At 46.2% G+C, this 16199-nt stretch carries 17 protein-coding genes; 14 read left to right on the top strand and 3 right to left on the bottom strand.

The features are described from left to right. Positions 1 to 77 precede the first annotated feature (77 nt). From D2910_RS05060 to D2910_RS05000, 13 genes are all read left to right on the top strand, one after another. Positions 78 to 1169, top strand: coding sequence for a CdaR family transcriptional regulator (locus tag D2910_RS05060; RefSeq protein WP_117312615.1), 1092 nt, complete (start codon positions 78 to 80; stop codon positions 1167 to 1169). 144 nt (positions 1170 to 1313) lie between these two features. Beyond that, a complete protein-coding gene (locus D2910_RS05055; RefSeq protein ID WP_084243997.1) occupies positions 1314 to 2729 on the top strand; it encodes an FAD-linked oxidase C-terminal domain-containing protein in 1416 nt (471 codons plus the stop codon). Then, the gene (locus tag D2910_RS05050) at positions 2719 to 4044 is read left to right on the top strand and encodes a (Fe-S)-binding protein (RefSeq protein ID WP_117312614.1); all 1326 of its coding nucleotides are present in this window, start codon (positions 2719 to 2721) and stop codon (positions 4042 to 4044) included. Before D2910_RS05055 ends, D2910_RS05050 begins: the two co-directional genes overlap by 11 nt. Positions 4045 to 4049: 5 nt before the next feature. Next, complete coding sequence (locus D2910_RS05045) at positions 4050 to 5072, top strand: DctP family TRAP transporter solute-binding subunit (RefSeq protein WP_117312613.1); 1023 nt, start codon at positions 4050 to 4052, stop codon at positions 5070 to 5072. Positions 5073 to 5084: 12 nt separating this feature from the next. Continuing rightward, positions 5085 to 5576 carry a TRAP transporter small permease gene (locus tag D2910_RS05040; RefSeq protein ID WP_084244000.1) on the top strand — a complete coding sequence of 164 codons (492 nt, stop codon included), beginning with the start codon at positions 5085 to 5087 and terminating at the stop codon, positions 5574 to 5576. After that, positions 5573 to 6898, top strand: coding sequence for a TRAP transporter large permease (locus D2910_RS05035; protein ID WP_117312612.1), 1326 nt, complete (start codon positions 5573 to 5575; stop codon positions 6896 to 6898). Before D2910_RS05040 ends, D2910_RS05035 begins: the two co-directional genes overlap by 4 nt. Positions 6899 to 6910: 12 nt before the next feature. Further along, positions 6911 to 7660 (top strand): SDR family NAD(P)-dependent oxidoreductase, encoded by a 750-nt coding sequence (locus D2910_RS05030; RefSeq protein ID WP_084244002.1) that lies wholly within the window; start codon positions 6911 to 6913, stop codon positions 7658 to 7660. After that, positions 7653 to 8132 (top strand): PCC domain-containing protein, encoded by a 480-nt coding sequence (locus D2910_RS05025; RefSeq protein ID WP_117312611.1) that lies wholly within the window; start codon positions 7653 to 7655, stop codon positions 8130 to 8132. The genes D2910_RS05030 and D2910_RS05025 overlap by 8 nt, the downstream gene beginning before the upstream one ends. A gap of 8 nt (positions 8133 to 8140) precedes the next feature. Beyond that, positions 8141 to 9622, top strand: a complete 1482-nt coding sequence (locus tag D2910_RS05020) for a class I adenylate-forming enzyme family protein (RefSeq protein WP_084244004.1) — start codon at positions 8141 to 8143, stop codon at positions 9620 to 9622. Beyond that, entirely contained in the window at positions 9619 to 10752 is a 1134-nt protein-coding gene (locus tag D2910_RS05015) for a thiolase C-terminal domain-containing protein (protein ID WP_117312610.1), read from the top strand. The genes D2910_RS05020 and D2910_RS05015 overlap by 4 nt, the downstream gene beginning before the upstream one ends. A 3-nt stretch (positions 10753 to 10755) precedes the next feature. Further along, positions 10756 to 11058 (top strand): Zn-ribbon domain-containing OB-fold protein, encoded by a 303-nt coding sequence (locus tag D2910_RS05010; RefSeq protein WP_117312609.1) that lies wholly within the window; start codon positions 10756 to 10758, stop codon positions 11056 to 11058. A 112-nt stretch (positions 11059 to 11170) separates the two neighbouring features. After that, entirely contained in the window at positions 11171 to 11440 is a 270-nt protein-coding gene (locus D2910_RS05005) for a hypothetical protein (protein ID WP_101802038.1), read from the top strand. Between the two features lie 30 nt (positions 11441 to 11470). After that, positions 11471 to 12421, top strand: coding sequence for a dipeptidase (locus D2910_RS05000; protein WP_117312608.1), 951 nt, complete (start codon positions 11471 to 11473; stop codon positions 12419 to 12421). A 73-nt stretch (positions 12422 to 12494) separates the two neighbouring features. Here D2910_RS05000 and D2910_RS04995 read toward each other — a convergent pair whose 3' ends face one another. From D2910_RS04995 to D2910_RS04985, 3 genes are all read right to left on the bottom strand, one after another. After that, positions 12495 to 13337: a YihY/virulence factor BrkB family protein gene (locus D2910_RS04995; RefSeq protein ID WP_084244008.1), complete on the bottom strand. Its 843-nt coding sequence runs from the start codon at positions 13335 to 13337 to the stop codon at positions 12495 to 12497. 225 nt (positions 13338 to 13562) lie between these two features. Continuing rightward, on the bottom strand, positions 13563 to 14864 hold the full coding sequence (locus D2910_RS04990) for a hemolysin family protein (RefSeq protein ID WP_240633550.1): 1302 nt from the start codon (positions 14862 to 14864) through the stop codon (positions 13563 to 13565). Positions 14865 to 14932: 68 nt separating this feature from the next. Further along, the gene (locus tag D2910_RS04985; RefSeq protein ID WP_084244009.1) at positions 14933 to 15583 is read right to left on the bottom strand and encodes a YfbR-like 5'-deoxynucleotidase; all 651 of its coding nucleotides are present in this window, start codon (positions 15581 to 15583) and stop codon (positions 14933 to 14935) included. 89 nt (positions 15584 to 15672) lie between these two features. Between D2910_RS04985 and D2910_RS04980 the strand changes: the two genes are divergently transcribed. Beyond that, positions 15673 to 16152 carry a metal-dependent hydrolase gene (locus D2910_RS04980; protein WP_084244010.1) on the top strand — a complete coding sequence of 160 codons (480 nt, stop codon included), beginning with the start codon at positions 15673 to 15675 and terminating at the stop codon, positions 16150 to 16152. The last annotated feature ends 47 nt before the right edge of the window (positions 16153 to 16199 follow it).

Raw genomic sequence — 16199 nt, 5'->3', positions numbered from 1 at the left:
CAAGTTCTTCGTGTAATATGGATTCAAGATTTATTTATACAGAAAGCCAAGGGGAATTTCAAAAAGGGGATGGAAAGATGTTCGATTTTCAGGTATTGGGTGCCAAGATTGTCGATGAATTATCAAACCTCATCGACAAAAAAGTATTGGTTACCGACAAAAACGGGTTTGTGATCGCCAGTACGGACCCGGTGCGCCTCAATACGTTCCATGAAGGGGCGACGCTTGCGATGAAAAATCAGCAGCCGCTCCATATGACCAAAGAAATGTGTGACAACTTAGCCGGTGTTCGGCCCGGGATTGTCATGCCCATCATCATTTCAGATTTGCCGATAGGTGTATTGGGCGTTACGGGAAAGCCTTCTGAAGTTGAAAAGTATGCAAAGTTGGTTAAAAAAGTCGCTGAGCTGTTTATCACAGACTTGATCTCCAGACAGGAAAAAGAGCGGGGAATCCGGGAAATCGAGTTTTTCTTTTTTGATCTGGTCACTTCGGACAGCTCTTTTGAGAGTCTTCAGGGCCGGGCGAAGATGTTGAACATCGATACTTCGCTGTATCAGCGAATAGCTATGATGCAGACCAATCGGCAATACGAAATCGAAGATGTGGAAAATCTGTTGCGAATCCAGACGATCCATCCGGAGTTGAAGATCATTCGATGGGGACTGGAGCGTTTAATATTCCTTCTGCCGAATATTTCAAAGCGGGAATTGATCAACGGCTTAGAGAAACTGGCAAAAAAAATCGCAGGTCCAGCAAATTCAACTTTGCCTGTAGGCATTGGAAAAGCCGGTGATTTTAATCAGCTTAAAGAATCTTTCAGGCAATCGGAAATGGCTCATGCGGTGTCCGCAAGGCAAGGGCAGATTGTGTTCGAAGAAGATCTTAAACTGGAGCTTCTTTATTATTCGATTCCGAAAGAGGTGCAGGAAGAATTCATCAGCCGTACAATCGCTCCTTTACTGGATGAACCGGAGCTTCTTCACAATCTGGAAATATTCCTCCAGAAAAAATCCTCGGTCCAGGCAGTAGCGGATGAATTGCATATACATAAGAACACATTGCTTTACAGGCTCAATAAAATAGAAAAAATCCTGTCCATCAGCTTTGCTGATAATAACGATTTGGCGACGATCTACACAGCGCTTCGCCTCTACCGGAAAATCTGACCTTTGAGAAATCAGGGGTCTTTGTTTATTTGTCCAAAATTATTGTCCGAATTTTATATAAATTTGTATAGATACTACATAGATTGATAACTTGTAAGAATATTATAATAACATGAAAGCGTTATCAATTAGGTGGTGATCAAAATGACAGTACACAGCAAAGACCTTTTTGTTTCGATAGTTGGAAAAGAAAATGTTAAAGATACGCAGGCTCAGCTGCTTGCTTATTCATACGATGCAACAGCCAATTTCCAGGCGAAGCCGGATTTGGTTGTTTCACCAAGAAGCACAGAAGAAATTGCAGAAATTGTTAAGATTTGTGCAAGAGAACAAATCCCCATCGTGTCGAGGGGATCAGGAACCAATTTGGCAGCTGGCACAGTGCCAAGCAAAGGCGGTCTGATCGTCCTGTTCAATAATATGGATAAGATTCTCGAAGTGGATAAGGAGAATCTGACGATTACAGTGCAGCCGGGTGTCATCACTCAGGATATCTGTAATTTTGTAGAAAGCAACGGCTTGTTTTATCCTCCAGATCCAAGTTCGATGAAAATTTCGACGATCGGAGGCAATGTCAGTGAAAATTCCGGCGGTCTTCGAGGACTGAAATATGGAGTGACGAAAGATTACGTAAAAGCGATGACAGTCGTTTTGCCGGACGGTGAAACGCTGAAACTTGGCGGCAAGCTCGCGAAGGATGTCGCCGGATATGATCTGATGTCCTTGTTTGTCGGAGCAGAAGGGACACTTGGCATCATAACTGAAATTACGCTGAAACTGATTCCTTTGCCTATCTCCAAAAAAACAGGGATTGCCTATTTTAATTCACTTGAGGCGGCAGCAGAGACCGTATCGGCAATCATTGCCGATAAAATCATCCCTGTAACACTCGAGTTTATGGATAAAGGCACGATCGGGGCTGTGGAGGATTTTATGAAAATCGGCTTGCCGCTTGATGCAGAAGCGATGCTGTTGATGGAACAGGACGGCAACGAGGAACAGGTTGAGCGGGATATTCAGCAGATGATCCGGATTGCGGAACTCAACGGCGCAACTTCAACGGCGCTTGCTTCCTCGAACGAAGAAGCAGAAGTTTTGAAAACCGGGAGACGCGCTGCATTGTCGGCACTAGCGCGGAAACGTCCCACTACCATTTTGGAAGATGCGACGGTACCGCGATCGGAAATTGCAAATATGGTTAAAGCGATACAGCAGATATCTGAAAAATACGATGTCCAGATTAGCACATTCGGCCATGCCGGAGACGGCAATCTTCACCCGACTTGCCTGACGGATGTCAGGGATGAGGACGAAATGCTCCGGGTGGAACAAGCGCTTGCTGAAATTTTCCATATTGCTATCGAACTCGGGGGAACAATTACAGGAGAACATGGTGTAGGAGAAATGAAAGCCCCTTACCTCGAATGGAAATTGGGCGAAAGCGGCATCCGGGTCATGAAAGCGATCAAGCAGTCGATGGATCCGCAGAACATCATGAATCCGGGCAAAATGTTTGCGAAGGAAACTAAGATGAGGCTGGTGATCAACAATGGTCAGTGAATTGCAGCAACGCATGCAGGACTCATTCGTTGAACACGTAGACGAAGAACTTTTGATGGATTGCATGCGCTGCGGCTTTTGCCTTCCAGCCTGTCCTACTTATCTGGCTACCAATCAGGACGAATCGCACTCCCCGCGTGGCCGGATTGCGTTGATGAAAGCAATGCGCGACGGAGATGTCGTCTGGGATGGTTCAGTCGAAGACTCATTCGATATGTGCCTCGGCTGCAGGGCATGCGAACCTGCCTGTCCGGCAGGTGTCCAATACGGTGTCCTGATTGAAGAAACGAGAGTGGCTGTCCAGCAGGCGAAGCCGATCAGCATAACAGAAAAAGCAATCCGCAAAACAACTTTTGATGGGGTATTCGCCGATCAGAAGAAAATGGCTGCAGGAGTAAAGCTGGTCCAGTTCTATCAAAAATCCGGGCTGCAGAAAGCTACAAGAAAAATCGGGTTCCTGAATCTGTTTCCACCCTTTATGAAGCAAATGGAAGCTGTGCTGCCAACTATCGAAACCAAGAAAAAGCGTGAACCGGTGTTGAAACCAAGCAGTTTGAAAGTTGCATTTTTCTCGGGATGTCTCATGGATACGCTGTTTCAGGAAACTAACCGCAAAACAATCGAAATGCTCGAATGGCTTGGTGCGGATATCGTACTTCCGAAAGAGCAGCAATGCTGCGGTGCTTTGCATGGCCATAGCGGCGAAATGGAAAAAGGGATGCGGAACGCTAAAGCGAACCTTAAAGCATTTGATTCCGATGACTTTGATTATATCGTCAATAATGCCGGCGGCTGTGGTGCTTTTCTTTCAGAATACGGAAAGCATCTGGAGAAGGATCCGCAATTTGCTGAGAAAGCAGCGGAATTTTCCCGCAAGACGATTGATATTTCTTCATTATTTGTGAAATTGGGTTTGACTGCCAAATTGAAGCAAATGGGCGGGGCAGAAGAATCGCTTGTAACCTATCAGGATTCCTGCCACCTCCGCAATGTCAATGGTGTGTTTTTAGAGCCAAGGTCGCTCCTTCAGGATACGCCGGGCTTTGAATATAAAGAGTTGATCGATGCTGGAAGTTGCTGCGGGTCAGCAGGCATCTATAACATTCTCCAACCAGAAATGGCCAAACGGATTCTTGATGCCAAAATGAAAGGGGTGAAGGAAATGCAGCCGGCAATCGTGGTTACGTCCAACCCGGGCTGCCTGATGCAAATGCAGATGGGGATTCAGAATGAGGGACTTGAAAAAGAAATGAAAGCAGTTCATATCGTGGATTTTCTCTACGATGCGATCCACCAAAATCAAACACAGGGGTGAAGAAAATGTTGAAGAAAAAATTCGGTTTTGCAGCAATTGGCATGTCGGCAGCATTAGTCTTGGGAGCTTGCAGTTCAGATACAGGAACGGAAGCGAACGCTGATGAAGCGAAAGAATATGATTTGAAAATGTCCGTAACGGTTTCAGATTCTTCGACTTGGTACGAAGCTGCTGAAAAATTGCGTGACGATCTGGCAGAAGAAAGTGACGGCCGCATCAATATTGAACTTTATGCGAATGAGCAATTATCCGGCGGCGATTCCGGGAAAGCGGTTGAAGGATTGGCGAAAGGTTCGATCGACCTGACGTTCAACTCGACTATTATTTACTCGATCCTTGATGACCGCTTTGGTGTGGCAAGTGCACCATTCCTGTTTGCAGGTACCGATGAAGTGGATCCTGTGTTTGCTGGTGAAGGCGGAGATATGCTGAAAGATATCCTGGCTGAAAAAGGCGTCCATGCGCTTGGCTACGGACAAAATGGTTTCCGCCAGCTGACGAACAGTGTCCGTGAAGTAAAAACGCCTGAAGATTTGAAAGGCATGAAAATCCGTATTCCAGGAATCACAATGTACACAGATCTTTACCGTGAACTGGGGACAGACCCGCAGACAATGACATTCTCTGAAGTGTTTACAGCACTGCAGCAAGGTACGATCGACGGTCAGGAAAATCCGATCGATGTTATCTATTCTTCAAAATTGGCTGAAGTTCAGGATTACATCACAATGTGGAACTATTCATATGATCCGCTTGTGCTGGGAATGAATAAAAAATTATACGATTCAATGAGCGATGCGGACAAAGAGCTGTTTGACCGTCTGGGCAAAGAGGCAGCTGAGTATCAAGTGGAAATCGCACGTGAGAAAGAAGCTTCACAAATTGAAGAGCTGGAAGCTGCCGGAATGCAATTCTACTACCCGACAGAAGAAGAACTGGCTCTATTTGAAGAAGCAGTACAGCCGGTATACGCAAAATATGAAGATATCTGGGGTGCTGATCTGTTAAAAGCTTTCAAGGGTGAGTAAGGAGGGGCAACGATGAAAGTATTGAATCATTTGGAGGAAATCATACTGTTTATCACGTTTCTTGTCATGACCATCATCGCTTTCGCGAATGTCGTGACACGGAACGTGGCGAATGCGTCCCTTTCCTTTACAGAGGAAATCACTATTAACCTGTTCGTATTGTTAACATTTGTCGGTACAGCTGTAGGTGTGCGCCGTTACGCGCACCTCGGCTTTACTTTATTATTCGATAAAATGAACCTGCTGTTCAAGCGGATTCTGATCGTTTTTTCAACTTTGATGGGACTGTTTTTATTTGGGATCCTATTCTGGTACGGCATTCAGATGGTGATGTTCCAGATGGATATGGGGCAGAAAACTCCAGCTCTTGGATGGCCGCAATGGGTCATGTCATCGGCGTTGCCGATTGGTGCGTTCCTGTGCGTTGTCCGGACTGTGCAAGTATTTATAGAAGAAATGAAAATGATCGGCAAAGCCACTGTGGAAGGAGATGAAGCCTCATGATGGCATTAATGTTATTTGGATTATTTTTCCTCCTGGTGTTTCTGCGGGTGCCGATCGCTATTTCCCTCGGTGTATCTTCAATAGCTGTCCTGGTTTACAGCAGTGGGATATTCGGCCTTGAAATGGTAACCGATATCATGTACACAAGTGTCGCGAAATTCACCCTTCTGGCGATTCCTTTCTTCATCCTGGCTGGGGTCATTATGGAGCACGTCGGGATTTCCAAAAGGCTTATCGATTTCGCCCAGACATTAGTGGGGCACAGGAAAAGCGGAATCATTTTTGTCACAGTCATCGTAGCTATATTTTTTGCAGCAATTTCAGGATCAGGCCCAGCCACTGTAGCGGCAATCGGAGGGATCCTGATACCGGCGATGGTCAAGAACGGTTATAAAAAAGAGACAGCTGGAGCGCTTGTGGCAAGTTCCGGTGCTATAGGCATCGTTATACCGCCTAGTATCGCGTTCATCGTGTTTGCTGTAGTGGCAGGCGATCAGATTCCGGTGACGATCAACCGGCTTTTCATGGCTGGTGTGGTTCCAGGAATTCTCATGGGTCTTGCATTTGTCGTAGCAGCGATGATTGTTCGATATACACAGGAGAAAAAAGGCGCTTTTATCATTCCAGGAGGTTTGGATACGAGAAAAGCGACCGGCAAAGAACGATGGACGGCTTTCTTGAGGGCTCTGCCGGGATTGATGATTCCCGTCATTATTCTTGGCGGTATTTACGGCGGATTCTTTACCCCGACTGAAGCCGCAGTAGTGGCCGTGGTTTACGGTTTGTTGGTGGGGATGTTCATGAACCGTGATAATACCTTCAAGAAAATCTACAGGATTTTTATCGAAGCAGCCCTTCAGACAGCAGTGGTCATGATCATTGTCAGTGCTGCATCGGTATTCGCTTACATAATTACAACTGAGCAGATTGCGCGTGATATTTCTGAAGGCATCATGGGGTTGACAACTAATCCGATCATTATCCTTTTACTCGTGAATGTTCTGCTGCTGATTGCAGGAGCTTTTATCGATGCAATCTCAGCCTATTATATATTTGTACCGATTCTGCTGCCGATCATGCTGTTCCTCGAAGTCGATCCGACCGTCTTCGGTGTTTTCATGACAGTCAACTTGGCGATTGGGCTGTTTACGCCGCCGGTCGGGCTGAACCTCTATGTAGCTGCTGGCATATCGAAAACGAATATAGTGGAAATATCCAAAGGCGTATTGCCTTTTGTAGTGGCGGCAATCATCGTATTGATGATGGTGACATACATTCCGGCATTATCGACATTCCTGCCGGATCTATTAAATATCAAATAAGGGGCTGAAAATATGAGATTGAAAAACGAAGTGGCAATCATTACAGGAGCAGCAAGTGGAATCGGGCAGGCAGTTGCGGTCCAATTTGCCGAAGAAGGGGCCAAAGTCGTGCTCGTCGATTTGAATTCATGTGAAAAGACAATCGGCCTTTTGAATGGAGCAGAATACCTTGAATGTCTCGGTGATATCCGCGATCCGGAATTTGTCAAAGCGACTGTCAACAGAACTGCAGAGAAATACGGGGAAGTCCATATTCTCGTAAATAATGCAGGAACCTGCAGCCGATTGGATCTGGAAGATATGACATTGGAAATGTGGGACCGGGACCTTGATACGAATCTGAAAGCGACGTTCCTGTTCACGCAGGCTGTTGTGTATCCTCATATGAAAGAAGCAGGCTACGGCCGCATCGTCAACATCAGTTCGGTGTCAGGCATAAACGGCGGCGTCACTTCAGGCGGCAATGAAAAGAACGGACGTTCAGGTCCAGCTTACGCCGCTTCTAAAGGAGGCGTCATCGCTTTGACAAGATGGGTGGCGAAAGAGCTGGGGCAATACGGCATCACCTGCAACTCAGTAGCACCAGGAGCGACATTGACAGCCATCACAGCAGGTGTCCAATATGATACCAGCAACCAGGTCATCGACCGGATGGGCGATGCGAATGATATCGCAAATGCAGTGCTTTATTTTTCTACAAAAGAAGCTGGTTATACAACTTCTCAAGTATTAAAAGTTGATGGAGGCGTCAGCATTGGATAAGAATCGGATTCAGGCGGTATACGATGAAACTTCGCACCGGATTGTGGGACGCTTGATGAAGGATGTTGATTTGTTCGGAGGGATTAAAGAAGTCTGCGCCCATTTTAATGTGGAAGCTGCAAACTTCCAATGCCTAGGTTCGCTGAAATATGCGACTTACGTTCAAATCGAGCGCGGCGATACAGAAGGAGCCGTAAGGTATTCGGATAAGAAGGTGTCGCAGTCAGCCGTGGAGCTGCTGTCGGGCACCGGTTTTGTCGGATTTGATGAAGCGGGCGAACTGGATATCCATTTTCATGGAATGCTCATTGATTGCGATCAGCAAATTGACGGCGGCCACTTTCTGGCCGGAGAAAATCCGGTTGCAGTAACAATTGAATTTATTTTATTCCCGTTAAAAGGGGTGCATTTACAGCGTGGCATCGATCCTCACTGGTCATTGCCGGCTTTTCAGTTTACAGAAAAGGAGTGAAGCATTGAATGGAGACTTTAGGGCAATTAGCAGTAAAATCAGCCGACGCATATCCTGAAAAAATAGCTGTAAAAGATGAGAACAGAGCATTCGACTATAAAGAATTCATCGCCCGGGCGAGGGCTTTGAGCGCTTATTTTCATGATTTGAATTTTGAGAAAGGCGACCGGATCGGCATTCTTATGTCAAATCGCCTTGAACATATTGAGTTGGATGTAGCAGTTGCGCTTGCCGGTCTGATCAAAGTTCCGTTGAACTACCGTCTGCATCCGAAAGAACATCAATACATGATTGAAGACGCGGGCCTCCGTCTGATTATTGGCGATCAAGGGTTGATCGACGCCGTAAATCCGGATTTGCCGATCCTTTATATCGGAGGAGATTATGAAGCTGTTATCGGGAAATATCTGGGTCAGGCATTCAGCGAACAAGTAGGGGAAGATGATCTTTTCGCCATCATGTATACGTCCGGCACAACCGGCAATCCGAAAGGCGTCATGCTTTCCCACCGCAACATCATCGCTGGTGCGCTGTCGCTGGCACAGGTCTGTGAAGTGGATTATGAAGATATCATCGGCCATGCGGCACCGTTGACGCACGGTTCGAACTTCCTGAGCCACGTTGCCTGGCTGTACGGATTGACGCAAGTGGTCTACAGCAAATTCGAGCCTGAGGAGTTTCTCGATCATCTTGAGAAAGACAAAGTGTCGGTCATGTTCCTGGTGCCGACTATGGTGAATCTGATGATTCAGCATCCGAGTTTTGATGCTGCCAAACTGGCCACTGTCAAATCCATCAATATGGCAGGCTCAGCAATTGCCGCTTCGAAATTGCAGCAAGCACTCGATAAAGCCGGCGATATTTTCATCCAGACCTATGGTCAAGTGGAAGCGCCAATGTGCATCACGATGATGCCAAGAAATGAAATCCGCAACCGTCTTGATTCCTGCGGCCGCATCGGTACATTTGTTGACGTCAAAATCGTTGATGGAGATGGCAAGCAAGTAGCCGACGGTGAAGTCGGCGAAATCATTGCCAAAGGGTCGCTCGTCATGAAGGGTTATTGGAATAACGAAAAAGCGACTGCCGATACGCTGAAAGATGGCTGGCTTTACACGGGAGACCTGGGATGGCGTGATGCCAAAGGGTTTGTCCATATCGTCGACCGAAAAAAAGACGTCATTATTTCAGGCGGTGTCAATATCTATCCGCGTGAAGTGGAAGAAGTGCTAAACCTGCATAAAGGTGTAAAAGAAACATGCGTCATTGGTGTGCCCGATGATAAATGGGGAGAATGCGTAGTGGCTTATGTGGTGCCAAATGGCACAGAAGAAGTCACGGTCGAGCAATTGATCGGCCTTTGCAAAGATAATCTCGCGAGCTTCAAAAAACCGAAAGAGGTTTTTATTGTGGAGGAGCTGCCGAAAAGTTCATACGGCAAAATATTGAAACGTGAAATGAAACAAAAGCATGTGGAGGTGATCCAATGACCGGTGCATATGTCCATGGAATCGGCATGACGAAATTCGGGAAACTGGAATCGTCTTTAAAAGAATTATTGCTTGAAGCTTGTACAGAGGCGTTGAATGATGCGGGACGCCCAAAAATTGATGCGGTTTATGTCGGGAATTTCATGGGGGGCAGTATTTCCAACCAGGAAATTCTTGGTGCCATTGTGGCAAACGATCTCGGTCTCGGCTACATCCCATCGACAAAAGTCGAAGGCGCTTGTGCTTCGGGTGGAATCGCTTTGCGCCAAGGACTGCTTGGCATCATGAGCGGGGAATATGACACAGTGCTAGTGGCTGGTGCCGAAAAGATGAAGCATGCGGAAACGGCGGACGTTACGCAAGCGATCAACGCAGCGATGGATACGACGACGACTGAAAAAAATGCCGGTTTAACATTCCCAGGTTTTTTCGGAGTTCTGGCAAATCGCTATTTCCATGAAACGGATGCGACAAAAGAGCATCTTGCACGTGTAGCATTGAAGAACCGCCAAAACGGCGTCAACAATCCGTTGGCGCAATTTCCGAAGCCGACGACGCTGGAAGAAATTATGGCGGCACGTATGATTACGGATCCGCTGGGCTTGTTTGATTGTTCCCCAATGACAGACGGGGCGGCGGCTGTTGTCATCTCCAGAAAAAAATCCCCGATTCATGTGCGCGCGAGTTCGCAAGTATCCGGACCAACTAAAATGCAGGATGCAGTCAATCTGCTGTCTATCCCGGCAATCGGTGAATCAGGCAGGCTTGCTTACGAAAAAGCAGGTTTGGGTCCGGAAGACATTGATGTGGTAGAAATTCATGATTGTTTCTCGATGACTGAAATCATCGCAATCGAGGAATTGAGCTTCTATAAACCATTGGAAGGCTGGAAAGCCATTGAAGAAGGCAGAACTCAAGTCAACGGCGAAAAGCCGGTGAATACAAGCGGCGGTTTATTGTCACGCGGCCATCCGATCGGTGCTACCGGAATTGCGCAAGTTTACCAGTTGGTGCGCCAGCTTCGCGGGAACGCGGCCAACCAGGTGGACGGCATGCCACGCATCGCACTGGCCCAAAATTTAGGGGGCACCGGTTCTTACTCGACTGTCCATATATTAGAAAGGGTGTAAGCGATGAAAATCTACTCATGCTGTGGCAACGATTCAATTGCAAAAAAGTACAATTGCGCGGTTTGCGGCAAATCGGAATTTGAAGAAAAAGAAGTCAGCGATGACGGCACCGTATACAGCTTCACCAAAATTCACATTGCCCCAGCTGAATTTGCCCATATCGCTCCTTATAACGTTGTACTTGTCGATTTGGATGAAGCGAACGCCAAAGTGACATCCCGGATGGAAGAAGATGTGGCTATCGGGGATAAAGTTACGCTTGACCGGATTGAAGAGGGCGCATATATCTATAAAAAAGCTTCATGAATTCACTGACCGACAGCCGGCCCGTCATATAGACGAGGCCGGCTGTTCCAATGAAGAAACGATTCCGATAATTTGCTATACTGTCCCTAACAGATGAAACGGAGGCGTGACGATGAGAGATACATGGGAAATCAAACATTCTTCACATCGTATTCGGATTGAAAGTACTTGGGACCAAAAGAAATTATGGGTGGATGGTGTTCTCCAGGATGACCAGCCAGGATTTGCACTCAGCTCCCGCTTGTTCGGTAAACTGCGTGATGATAACGGGGAATTTCAGGAAATAAAGGTTTCATTGGGGTTGAGCTGCTTTTATACGAAATGCCGGATCTTTATAGGGGACAGCCTCGTCTATTCAACGGAAATTGCATGGGAAGGATGAGTTTTTCTAAAAAAGAGAGGAGATGGTGAAGTGACAATCATAGATATGCACTGTGATGCTTTGTTTAAAATGCAAGTGGCGAAGAGAGATTCACTTTACCGCAAGCCGCTTTTGAATTTCACGAATGCTGAAGAGCTGGATACCAATTTTCACCGGCTGCAGTCAGGTGGCGTTAAAGTCCAGTTTTTCGCGATTTTTCTTCATCCTGAATTGCCTTCAGATGAAAAATGGCAGCATGCCCTTGAGCAGGTTGACCTTTTCCATTCCGAAATAATCGGCATGAACCCCCAGATGCGCCATATTGCCAGGTGGCAGGACATCAAGGAGCTTAAAGAGGATGAAATCGGTGCAGTGCTGACGCTTGAAGGGGCGGAGCCAATCGGAAATGATCTTGCAAAACTGCGACATCTCTACCGCTTGGGTGTGCTGTCTGTCGGGCTGACTTGGAACACCGCAAATCTTTGTGCAGATGGTGCAGGTGAACCAAGAGGGGCGGGCTTGACCCTGTTAGGGAAAAATGTGGTGCACGCAAACAACGAACAGCGGATTCTGACAGATGTGTCGCACCTGTCGGAAAAAGCTTTCTGGGATGTAATTGAGCTTGCCGAGTTCCCGGTAGCCAGCCATTCGAACGCAAGAGCTTTATGCAATCATGCAAGGAATTTGACTGATGAACAGGCGATGGAGATGTTCAAAAGAAAGGCGATGGTAAATGTCGTTTTTTATCCTCCATTCATTAATGAAAACCAGGAGCGGGCGACAATTCCGGATTTAATCCGCCATATCGATCATTTTTGCTCACTGGGGGGCTTGGAACACATCGGATTCGGCTCTGATTTCGACGGCATCAAACTCTTTACGGACAGTTTGAAAAACGCCGGCGATTATCCGGTGCTAATCGATGAATTGCAAAAGCATTACTCGGAAACCGAAGTGGAAGGTTTTGCTTACCGGAACTTCCTAGCGCATTTGCCGGATTAATGCGGGAGTAAATATGCACAAAAAAACGCTCTGCTGTAAGCACATGCTTACGGCGGAGCGTTTAAGCTTGGTATCAATGAACTTTGGCAGGTTCATTCTTTACGTTTTTATGGCGATGGATGATGGCGTTGATTTCAGCGCCGATCACCAAGATCAGACCGGTCAGGAAGAACCACAGGATCAAGACGATCAAACCGCCGAGACTGCCATATGTGGCGCTGTAACTGCCGAAATTAGATACGTAGAACGAGAACGCGAGAGATACAAGCTGCCATAGAATGGTAGCTATCAAAGCACCGATGATTACTTCTTTGAATGGGAAGTGTTTATTTGGTGCAATTTTATACATGATCGCCAAAACGATACTCATTACCGCAATCGAGATGACCCAACGGAGTACCTGGAATATGATTTCCGTCTGTGATGGCAAGTTCATAAATGAACTGATCATATCAATAATTGTGCCTCCGAAAATCGGCAGTACCAGCGCTATGATTACGGCAACCAGCATGAACAGCGTCAAAAGGATGGCGATGCCTTTCTGGGCAAAAAATGATCTTGTTTCTTCAACGTCATATGCTTCATTGGTTGCTTTGATAAAAGCACTGACTGCATTTGATGCAGACCATAACGTACCCAGGATACCGAATGTTAACAGACCACCGGATGGTGTCGTGACGACACTTACAATCTGTTCTTCAAATGTCGAAGCCACTTCGCCCGGAAGGATCGTACCCATGAAGTCCATGACGCGTTGCGGTTCGATTTGCAGATACGGCAGAATTGCCAGCAGCAGGATCAATAAGGGCACGATAGCCAGCAAATAATAGTAAGCCTGTGCTGCTGCAAGAATCGTGGCATTGTCTTCTTTAAACTTTGCCCCGAATTCTTTGCCGTAGGATTTAGCTTTTCCCATATCTTCGACCTCCATTTTTTTGGTTTCTTACCTTTTGTATGCCCGCTGGAACTGCAGCTTAATCCTAAAGAAGCATAATTAAGGGAATTGAGAAAAAAAAACGACGTCCGGTTTCATCAATTTAGAGTTTATTGGCCAAGCGAAATCGGAAGAATAATCTCCTTCATGCAAAAAAGCAGTGAACGGAAATACGATTATTTCCGTTCACTGCTTTATTCATTTTTATTAATTTTCCAGAATATCCAATGAGACCTTCAATATATGATGATTTTCCATATTTACAATAGACCAGCGGAAGCCATTCGTTTCAAATGTACTGCCTGTCTCAGCTTCAATCAATTGATGCTGTACCCAGCCCGCAATCGTATCAATATCTTCACTGTCATCAAACTCGATGCCGAAGCGTTCCTCAAGGTCTTTCAATAGTACCCTGCCGTTCAGTAAATATCGATTTTCGTTTTCTTTAATGATATCCGCTTCCTCGTCCTCATCGAACTCGTCCCGGATCTCCCCGACGATTTCTTCCAAAATATCTTCCATTGTGATCAACCCGGAAGTTCCGCCATATTCGTCGATGACAAGAGCGATATGGGTGCGGTCTTTCTGCATTTTCACTAAAGCTGTCTGAAGAGGAGTCGTTTCATGGAAATACGGTAAGCTATGGATAAGCTCCGCCATTTCAACGGATCCATTAACTGCGTAATTAGTCAGAACTTCCTTGGCATTGATGAAACCGATCAAGTCATCTTTATCCCCATCACGTGCAATCGGATACCGCGTAAAACGATGCTCACGTATTTCCGCCAGTAATTCTTCCGAACTCAGAGAATCGGGAAAAGCGATCATTTGGGTGCGCGGCACCATCACATCTTTTGCGCTGCGTTCGTCAAAAGCAAAGATATTCTGCATATAGGAAAGCTCTGTCTGGTTGATTTCGCCGCTCTGAAAACTTTGAGCCATGATGATCTTTAATTCTTCTTCGGAATGCCCTTGCTCTGCCTGGGCTGGCTGTATACCGAAAATACGCAGCAGCAGCCGTGAAGCCCCTGTCATCACGAAAATGAATGGAGCCATTATTTTTCCAAACACATAAAGGATAGGGGCAAGTGCAAGGGTCATGCGCTCAGCTGAATGCAATGCAAGAGACTTCGGCGTCATTTCACCGATGACGACATGAAGAAATGTCACCAAAGAGAAAGCCAGGATAAATGAGATGACCAAAGCGGATGAAGAAGCCAAACCGATATCCCTGAATAAGGGGAGGATCAGCTGTTCGACAGCCGGTTTGCCCAGCCAGCCGAGTCCAAGAGCCGTCATTGTGATTCCGAGCTGGCACGCAGACAGGTAGTAGTCGAGATCATCCAGGATTTTTTTGGCGATTCCCGCTCTCTTATTGCCTTCATCGATCAATTGGTCGATGCGCGACATGCGGACTTTCACGATCGCAAACTCTGCTCCGACAAATACGGCGGTAAATAAAATTAATAAAACGAATAACGCTGAATTCACTAAAAGTATGGGGTCCAATAAATTCCCTTAACTAAGGGATTCACCTCCGGGTTAATTTGTACTATATACAATTTACCATAAGGCGATTATGAAATATATGGTGAATGCTTGTGTCGCTCAAGTACCTGCAGTGTTATCGATTTGACATCCATCACGCTGTCTTCGTTGATCACATCTTCAAGAAGGATGTTTTTGAAATAGCTGACGCTGGCTTCCAGTGGAATATTAAGCAGTTTCGTCAATGCAATGCGGTACATTTTAGCGAATTCGGGGTCGGCATTGCCGCGCTTCATTTCGTTGAAGGATTCATAGAATTGATCCAGCTTGTCTGCGAGTTCAAGCAGCCGGCCTTCAATTGTTCCGTCTTTGCCTTCTTTCATTCGGTCAAAAAATACCTGCTGAAATTCTTCCGGAATTTCGCGGGTGATGAATTTTTCCATCATCCCTTCTTCGACCTGTGCAATCATTTCCTTCAATTCGGGTGATGAATGTTTCACTGGCGTTTTGATGTCGCCGATAAAGACTTCAGCGAAATCGTGGTTAATGGTTTTTTCATATAGAGATTTCCAATCGATTTCGCGTCCTGCGCGTTCTTCGATCGTGGCGAAAAACATGGCGTACTGACTGACCTTCCAAGAATGCGCCGCGACATTATGTTCTTCGAATTTAAATCTGCCGGGAGCCCGGATGATACGTTCCAAATCGTTTAATGAGTTAAAAAATGTGTGGATTCCCATAACTAAAACTCCTTTTTCTATAATTCTATATCTTCACCATACCCTATTTTCAGTATAATAAAAGAGTATAGAAGAGAAGGGGAATCAGCATGACAGGGAAAACACACATCATGGGCGGCATCGCAGCAAGTCTTGCATTTGCACAAATCACAAATTATGAACCGGTGCTCCTTCTTGGCGCTGGAGCGGTAGGGGCCGTTATACCGGATATCTGTCATGGAGGAAGTAAAATCGGCCGTGCTTTTCCGGTTGTTTCGAAAATCATCAACATATGTTTCGGTCACCGGACATTCACTCACAGTCTTATTTTTCTAATACTGGCGGCGTTATTGTTTAATGCCTTTTTGCCGAATGAAGCAATCTCAGCCGGTCTCTTGGCGGGAATGGCGAGCCATCTTTTATTGGATATGGCCACCAAAAAAGGCATCAAGTTATTTTTCCCTTTTAAAATCACGGTTCGGCTTCCATTGACCACCAAAACCGGAAGCACAGTGGAATATGTGGTTTTCGCAGCTTTGTCCCTGCTGTCGGTCTATTTTGGAATGGCAGCTTTTGGCTTCTACTATTGAAAAATCACCACTATTTTTTCGGTCGGACCAATTCTTGATTCTCGGGT

The sequence above is a fragment of the Planomicrobium okeanokoites genome (genome assembly GCF_003428875.1).
In the GTDB taxonomy this organism is placed as follows: Bacteria; Bacillota; Bacilli; order Bacillales_A; family Planococcaceae; genus Planococcus; species Planococcus okeanokoites.
Note: the sequence above shows the minus strand (reverse complement) of the source record. Positions and strands in the feature narration are given on the sequence as shown.